This window comes from Salinibacterium sp. (assembly GCF_031364185.1).
Lineage (GTDB): Bacteria > Actinomycetota > Actinomycetes > Actinomycetales > Microbacteriaceae > Rhodoglobus.
Map to the genome: position 1 here is coordinate 1 of NZ_JANLVV010000016.1, position 7,006 is coordinate 7,006.

The following is a 7,006-nucleotide window of genomic DNA, read 5'->3' on the forward strand; positions in this document are numbered from 1 at the left end:
GACGACGGCGGCCGTGGCGGCAACGCCGGCCTACGGCATCATCTCGACGTCCGCTAACACCCGACGAGAGCAGGTCGAGGCCGGGATGCTCTACAGCCAGTTCGACCTCACGGCCCGCAGCATGGGCCTGGTGATGCAGCCGCTGAGTCAGGTAATCCAGGAGTATCCGGCCATGGCCGCACCATACGCCGCCGTTCACGACCAGTACGCGCCAGGTGGTGACACCATCCAGATGATCGTCAGGGTGGGAACCCCGACTATCGAGTATCCGCAGACCATGCGGCGCAACGTGACCGATCTCATTCTCGACTGAAGGACAGCCATGCGAACCTCCACTCTCACAACGATCACTGCGAGAAGCCTGGCTGCCGTGCTCATCTTCTCTGCCGCTTCCGCGGTGGGGGGAGCGGTTGCACTCTGGTTCACGAGAGGTCTCGGAATGCCTCTCTCGCTGTTGGAGGGCAGTCCGTTTCCCTCGTTCGCCGGGCCTGCACTCATCCTTGCTGTGATTATCGGCGGTACCCACACGCTTGCGGCTATTTTGGTCCTGCGTCACCGAGTGTCATCTCTGCTCTGGAGCGCTGTCGCGGGGTTCTCTGTGGTCATCTGGATCATGGTCGAGACGGTGATCATTCACGGATTCAGCTGGCTGCAAGGGCTGTACTTCACAGCCGGCATCGCGGAACTCGCGCTCGTTTTCGGGCTCTTGGGAATTGTTTCCTGGCTGTCGGCGCGTGATGTCGCGTGAGGACTTTCGCCCCAAGCGGACATCGATTCGTCTCCCTCGATCACCGTCGTGTTGTCTAGATCTCATCTCGGGCATCATCCGGTGTCTCCGGGCGGTGGCGCCGCGGCCAGCATCTACAGGCGAGGTTTTTACCATGGAATACAGGGTCGGAACGTCACCGCCGCTTCAGCTGCGATGGGACTTTGGACATAATCCACACCGAGTCACGCCGAGACTCTTACCGTACGATCGTCCAACCCTAGGTAGGAGTCCTGATGCGAAAGCGCCAATCACTCTGGGGATTGGTGAGCCGGTTCAGCGACCTCCACCTGGTCGAGCCGAATCAGGTCGTCCCCGGCTGCCATGAGGTCTTCGTCGTGAGTGGCGACGACCACTGTTGCACCACGTCGGGCTTCCTCAATGAGGAAGTTCGTCACCATCTCGCGGTTCTTGCGGTCGAGGGATGCGGTAGGTTCGTCAGCCAGAACGATGTCAGCCTGGCGAAACATAGCTCGCGCAAGTCCAACGCGCTGTTTCTCTCCGCCGCTGAGTCGAGAAGTTTGTTCCTTGTTGCGGCCCCGCAGCAGCACATGCTCCAGCACAGCGTCTACGCGCTCACGATCCCCTCTACGTATCCCCAGAAGAGTTCGACGACCGACGGTCACGTTGTACTCGACACTGGCCTCCTCAATCAAGCCGTAGTCCTGGAAGATGAACGCGACGTGCTCACGCCAGAACCGACGACGGTTTCTGTCGCGCCATTTCGTGGCGTTCTGCTCGCCGACCACGACCTCTCCTGCGTCAATCCGTCGTAGCAGCCCGAGCACGTTGAGCAACGTCGTCTTCCCGCTTCCGCTGCTTCCAGCAAGAACCAGCATCCGCCCGGGTCGCGCTGTAACGGATACCTTCTCTAATACGGGTTTGCCGTCGATGAAAAGAGAGATGTGATCTGCTCTCAGTCGCATGGCCTTATCCTCTCCTAGAAAGTGTGCTCCTGAACGTGGTGGTCGCGGCCCAGAGATGAATACCCCAGCTCAGAACTAAATATCCAAGGGGCGCGACGCCGCCGATCCACATCATCGCTGGCGATAGTGCAGCGAGAGCGGTTGACAGAGCGGCGCCGAAGGTAATTGCGACGACCGCTTCCCAGACCATCCTTGGCAGTAGGATCGCATTCCAGCTACGCCCAGCGGTGTGTTGGACAAACCAGCGGCGGCGGCGCAGCAACGAGAAAATCCACGCCGTAACGGTAACGCACATGATGAGAGCGAGAAGGGCCAACGCCACCGCGACCAGCCCGAGTTGAGCGTTGCGTTGCTTCGATTGTGCGTCGTATAGACCGAGATCTGCGACGCGGTCGACCGACAGCACCTCGGCCGACATCTGCCGAGTCTCAACACTGGCCGCGACCTGGCTAGCGTCGGTGAATACGAGGTTGCCCTGGCTGAGGGCTGACGTGAGGAACGGATCGTTGAACTGGTCGAGACCATCGACCCCCAGAATCAGAGGCTCGGAGTGTGTCTCAAAGGTGCCAGCCATGCCGCCAAACACCGGGAACCGGGAAGCTCCCGCAGATCGGTAGAAGTGAAGATCGGGCACGTCTCCTGACAGCGTCCACAGCTGAATTGTGGGGAGGAGCAATCGCGCGATTGTCGGGGGGAGATCTTCAATGTTCTTGATCGTGTCCGAGTCGGCGACCGACACTGTCCCCGCGGTCTGGATGGAATCGAGGTAGCGCCGATCAGCCAGGACCACACTGTCGAATCCAAGTGCGGCTAGTTCGCTGGTCCCCACTGCGTCGACGAGGTTTACTGAGTTAGTTGAGCTCAGCGACATCGAGAAGAGCACGGCGTCATCCTTCGCAGAGTCCCGCACAAGACCTCCGAATGCGTTGTTCTGAATGTCTCCTAGTTCGGCGCTGCCGATGCGGACCGTGACACTGTCACCCATTGATGCCCAGGTTGAACCGAGTTCGCTCGCCGCTGCCGCTGCCGCCACAAGTCCCAGCGTTCCAGGACTGATTGCGGCGACGAGGATAACCGCTGTCGCTTTGAACATTTCACTCAGCAGCCACGAGCTCCGCTCCGGTGGCTTTCGCGCGGCGATCTGTCTCACGTCCGGGAGCGTGAGGACCGCCATGATCAAGGCCAGGACGATTGCGGTGCCTCCGACGACTGCGGAGAACGTGCCCAGCGTGGCAACGAAGTAGCCAATTCTGCCGAAGCCGGCGATAAGCGCGATAATCACCGAGACGCCGAACGTTGTGATCGCCGGCAACGCTAGAGCGGCGAGTAGGGAGCGAAGGTCAGTGAGCACGATCATCGAGAGGCGCATGCCGGCGAGCATGCTCAATTCCCGTGCGCGGGCACGCAACACGTACCATGACAGAATCGTCGCCCCCAGCAGCAGCAACGCCGCAGTAACGGGCACCCACGCTCCAACAGTCAACAGCACATACGACAGCAGGGCCGCGGGGGACTTTGCGTTGACGACGACCTCCGCGGTCAACTTGCTCTGAGCCCACCGCTGGAAGGTCGCGGCATCGGCGTCGCTCCCGTATATCGCATAGACGCCGTTCAGGCTGGTGGCGCCGAGCTCGGACGAGTCGATGATCGAACCGCTCATTGTGGGGGAGAACCAGTCGACGTTTGTCCTTTCGTCGAAGTCCGAGCCGAATCGGAAGGCCACACGTCCATTGAGGAAGTCATCTGGCGCACTCGCAACTCGAACGATACCTACGCCGGTCGATTCGGCAAATGCATCAAGGCGTTCGACGATCTCGGATCGGGGGAGCGGGCTGTTGTCAACCCGAATCGAAGCGATGTGGTCTGCGTCGGGGAGTCCGTCAATGTCAGCCGCGGACGCGAAGACTCCAACGACGAGAGCAATCAAAGCAGCGATCGCGACTCCGGCAATGCGAACAAGAATCTTCAGCATCTATCTACCTTCCGCCGTGCCCTGGCACGCACGAGTGCAGCACCACACTCCGCATGGTGCTGCACTCGTGCGTTGGTAGGAAATGATCAGCAAGTCCGGTAGTACGCCCGGTTGTTCTGGATCGATGTGGTCGGTTGCGAGTTATTCGACCAGACTCCGCCAGCCACGTCGGGGGACGACGACAGGCCCCAGTCGTTGCGTGTGGAGGAGCCGTGGCACACGGTCTGGTGGAAGTAGTCGGAGTACAGATGCACCCCAGCAACGACGCCGTAGTTCCACGTGCCACCCTCAGGCGGATACGTCGTTGTGGCGAACGCCGCCGCACCGCCACCTAGGACCAGGCCGACGGCCATGATCCCCCCTGACAGAGTGTGTTTGATATTCATGAGCATTGATCCGATCTATTGGAGGTGAACGGGCCCACCCCACCGCCGCCTCGACGGCGCCCCACCCCTTGCGGGCGTCCTCTGAGGAACTATGCGACTCTGCGAACCCTCTTACCCTGCTTATTTCCGGACTCACTCACATCCTTACAACAGTGCTGAAGGTGGCCGAGGTCACGTAGTCGAGTTAGCTGTAGCAGACAAGAGCGGAAAGAGTTGTGCCGTTAGAGGGGCGACCTGTGTTCGTGGACATTGAGTAGATCACTGAACTGCCGCTAACGGCGTCCACACTGCCGAAGGTACGTGCGTTGGCGGTCGATCGTGCCAGCCCGCTGAGTAGTGACAAGCTACTTGATGTGCCGCCAGACGAACATGAGGTGAAGGCTAGTTTGGTTCCGGTATAGGAGGTACCGCTCCACGCGCAGTACTGACCCGTTGCACAGGTGCCAATGGCGCGAGCGGTAGCGGCGCCCTCAAGCGTGAGCACGACCGCTCCTCCATCCCAGGAGATTACTCCCGGTGCGATCTCCTCGCCGCCCGGATGTGACGCCAGCACCTGCGCCGTGCGCGCTTCCAACGGGTCCGCTGGTGAGGCGAGTGCCGGGGTGGTGGTCAAGGTCAGTGCAGCGAGGAGGGCGGCGGCAAAGGCCGCACCGATTGCTCGGCGGCATGTGTTCATTAGTTGGATTCCTTCCATGCGATGTAGTCGAGGACAGTTGGAGCTTTGAGGTGAACGTCAGTCAGCCCGCCCAGATAGACCTGCTCGGCCGCGAGCAAGACGCCGGTGTTCTGATCCACGACCAGCAGATCGCTGAATGCACCACCGGTGCGTGAATTTGTTGATAGAACCAGCCCGGGCCGGCCAAGACGGTCAAGGGTTTCGCCTGAGAGTTCGACATCGGGCAAACCTTGGATGAAGGTGAGCAGCGCGGCGGATTGGGTCCCGCTCAGCGTCCATTCGTTGCGAAGATCCGAGATCCCACGGAAGTACTCGCCTGTGGTGGTGGTTGCATTCGTTCCGAGGAATCTCGCGAAGTACGCCTTCATTTCCAACGGATTGGATGGCGGAGGCTGGGTGAACAGGAGCGGGAACTGGCCATGCTCGAACACTTGGTGTTCAAGTTCCGTCCCGGGCGCCGGGGGGTGTTCTTTCGTCGTGATGCTGCCCCAACGGATCGGGCCCGCCGTGATGATGATCTCGCCTCCGAGGCTTTCGGATCGGGTGCGCACAATCTCTCTCGGTTGCACGAAGGTTTCACTTTTGGCTGGGTCAAGCGTGAGATCTGCCGACCAGGTCTCCGACGCAATCGACGCGGATGACGATGAAGCTGGAGCGGTTTGAGCATTCATGATGATCCTTTCCAGTGCTGAGCTGACGCTGCCCGCTACTGGAGTCAGCTCAAGCAGTGGGGGAGCGGCCATTGCAGCCCGGGGCATCGCAATGAGGAATACGCTCACGGCCATGATGAAGACGAGCACCGCCGCGGCTACGGAGACGAACACAGGCCTGCGCCACTGCCTCACCGGGAGGCCGGTCTCCTCTGGCCCGTCAGCCAAAATTTCCTTGAGCCCCCGTTCTGCTCTCGCGCTTAGCGGGTCTCCTCGTCGGATTGACCCGGGGTTTGCGGCACGGATACGCCGCTCGAGCTCATCCACGCTGTTCCCTCCACGACTCTGCCGGCGTTGCCTCAAGTATTCGTCGCAAAGCGTCCCGAGACCGAGATAGTCGCACCCACACAGCGCCGGCCGATATTTTGAGAATGTCGCTGATCTCCCGAGCCGTCAGATCCTCCCAATACGCCATGTAGAGCAAATCCCGGTCGGCCTGTCGAAGTTGACTGATGGCGGCCGTAACATCCATTTCATCCGTTGACTCCTCCTGGGCCACTTCTTGACGAGGCTCCAGCCGGACGTAAGCCGCACTCGCCCGCGAAGAACGTCGGTACTCGTTACCAACAACGTTCCTTGCTGTCACGTACAGCCAGGCCACATCTATGACGTCAGTTGAGGAATGTTGCCAAGCGATCCTGAAAACTTCGTGCGCTGCGTCCTCGCCTGCCTGCCGGTTTCCCAACCGTCTCGCGCACGTGGCGGCGATCATCGAATAGTTACTTCGATACTGGGCGCTAAATCGCTCCGCGGCATCATCATCAAGCGTCACGGCCCATCACCACGTATCCCCCTACCTCATACATTTCCGCAACACGGCGGATCCTTACAAACAAATTTCGAGAAGATTGCGCCCCGTCCCGCTTACGCTCGGAACGCGCCGGACATCGGCCAAACCTTTGGCTCTCACCCCTTCTGGTCAGATAGTGCACTGATAGTCAATGGGACGTAACTATGGGATCGACGCCTTCACTATCGCGGAGCTCGCCCCCTCGAGCTTCAACGAGTTCGCGATCAGCCGAGAGGGGCTGTCGAGCATCACTACATAGAACGAAAGTGGCTATTGGCTGAGTGAACCTTATGCCCTCTCGGCCCGCGCCGCAGGCAGCGGCAATTACGTGCTCCTCGATAGCTAATTCGACCGGCTGGGAGAACTGGCTGGGTAAAGCACAGGATGGCGCCGAGATTCACAATACAAAAGTTGACTCGACACTCCATAGCCCCGACCGGAACTCGAGATATTGGACAACACTCGCCGTCTTGAGACTAACCGCTACCAGGCTCGCACGCTCGGGTGGGGACTTTCGCCCCTAGCGGGCATCCAACCTGCCCCGTTAGATAGAAGGTACCCATCGAAACGGCGCCAGCGCTTCGCCCCGGCAGAACGGAAACTCCCATGAGCAACAACGACAGCAGCACGGGCCAGAACACTTCCGGCACGACCCCACCTGACGAGCCGTTCGCTGAGAAGGTCCGGGTGCAGGGTGAGGCGCTGCTGGTAAAAATCAAGGAACTTTTGCACGAAGGAAATGTGCAACGGATCGTCGTCAAAGACAGCTCTGGTCACACC

The 7,006-nt window shown here is 60.1% G+C and carries 9 protein-coding genes; 3 read left to right on the forward strand and 6 right to left on the reverse strand.

Annotated features, from left to right (window positions below; translation table 11 throughout):
- Together RMN95_RS01095 and RMN95_RS01100 are read left to right on the forward strand one after the other, a co-directional pair.
- Positions 1-313 (forward strand): hypothetical protein (locus RMN95_RS01095; RefSeq protein ID WP_309615121.1); only part of this gene is annotated, 313 nt, incomplete at its 5' end.
- A 9-nt stretch (positions 314-322) separates the two neighbouring features.
- Positions 323-748 carry a hypothetical protein gene (locus RMN95_RS01100; RefSeq protein WP_309615122.1) on the forward strand — a complete coding sequence of 142 codons (426 nt, stop codon included), beginning with the start codon at positions 323-325 and terminating at the stop codon, positions 746-748.
- Between the two features lie 269 nt (positions 749-1,017).
- Here the strand turns inward: RMN95_RS01100 and RMN95_RS01105 are convergent, their stop codons facing one another.
- The 6 genes from RMN95_RS01105 to RMN95_RS17055 all read right to left on the reverse strand — a co-directional run bounded on the left by RMN95_RS01105 (position 1,018) and on the right by RMN95_RS17055 (position 6,208).
- Positions 1,018-1,692: an ATP-binding cassette domain-containing protein gene (locus RMN95_RS01105; protein ID WP_309615123.1), complete on the reverse strand. Its 675-nt coding sequence runs from the start codon at positions 1,690-1,692 to the stop codon at positions 1,018-1,020.
- Positions 1,693-1,696: 4 nt separating this feature from the next.
- A complete protein-coding gene (locus tag RMN95_RS01110; RefSeq protein WP_309615124.1) occupies positions 1,697-3,664 on the reverse strand; it encodes a hypothetical protein in 1,968 nt (655 codons plus the stop codon).
- Between the two features lie 86 nt (positions 3,665-3,750).
- Positions 3,751-4,056 (reverse strand): lactococcin 972 family bacteriocin, encoded by a 306-nt coding sequence (locus RMN95_RS01115; RefSeq protein ID WP_309615125.1) that lies wholly within the window; start codon positions 4,054-4,056, stop codon positions 3,751-3,753.
- Between the two features lie 178 nt (positions 4,057-4,234).
- Complete coding sequence (locus RMN95_RS01120) at positions 4,235-4,726, reverse strand: peptidase inhibitor family I36 protein (protein WP_309615126.1); 492 nt, start codon at positions 4,724-4,726, stop codon at positions 4,235-4,237.
- Positions 4,726-5,703, reverse strand: coding sequence for a hypothetical protein (locus RMN95_RS01125; protein ID WP_309615127.1), 978 nt, complete (start codon positions 5,701-5,703; stop codon positions 4,726-4,728). The genes RMN95_RS01120 and RMN95_RS01125 overlap by 1 nt, the downstream gene beginning before the upstream one ends.
- Positions 5,696-6,208 carry an RNA polymerase sigma factor gene (locus RMN95_RS17055; RefSeq protein WP_397545216.1) on the reverse strand — a complete coding sequence of 171 codons (513 nt, stop codon included), beginning with the start codon at positions 6,206-6,208 and terminating at the stop codon, positions 5,696-5,698. Before RMN95_RS17055 ends, RMN95_RS01125 begins: the two co-directional genes overlap by 8 nt.
- A 624-nt stretch (positions 6,209-6,832) precedes the next feature.
- Between RMN95_RS17055 and RMN95_RS17060 the strand changes: the two genes are divergently transcribed.
- The coding region (locus tag RMN95_RS17060; protein WP_397545217.1) for a DUF4342 domain-containing protein at positions 6,833-7,006 on the forward strand (174 nt) is incomplete at its 3' end.

Coding starts and splice junctions, on each gene's coding strand:
- RMN95_RS01100 (WP_309615122.1), top strand. CDS start 323: ATGCGAACCTCCACTCTCACAACGATCACTGCGAGAAGCCTGGCTGCC.
- RMN95_RS01105 (WP_309615123.1), bottom strand. CDS start 1,692: ATGCGACTGAGAGCAGATCACATCTCTCTTTTCATCGACGGCAAACCC.
- RMN95_RS01110 (WP_309615124.1), bottom strand. CDS start 3,664: ATGCTGAAGATTCTTGTTCGCATTGCCGGAGTCGCGATCGCTGCTTTG.
- RMN95_RS01115 (WP_309615125.1), bottom strand. CDS start 4,056: ATGCTCATGAATATCAAACACACTCTGTCAGGGGGGATCATGGCCGTC.
- RMN95_RS01120 (WP_309615126.1), bottom strand. CDS start 4,726: ATGAACACATGCCGCCGAGCAATCGGTGCGGCCTTTGCCGCCGCCCTC.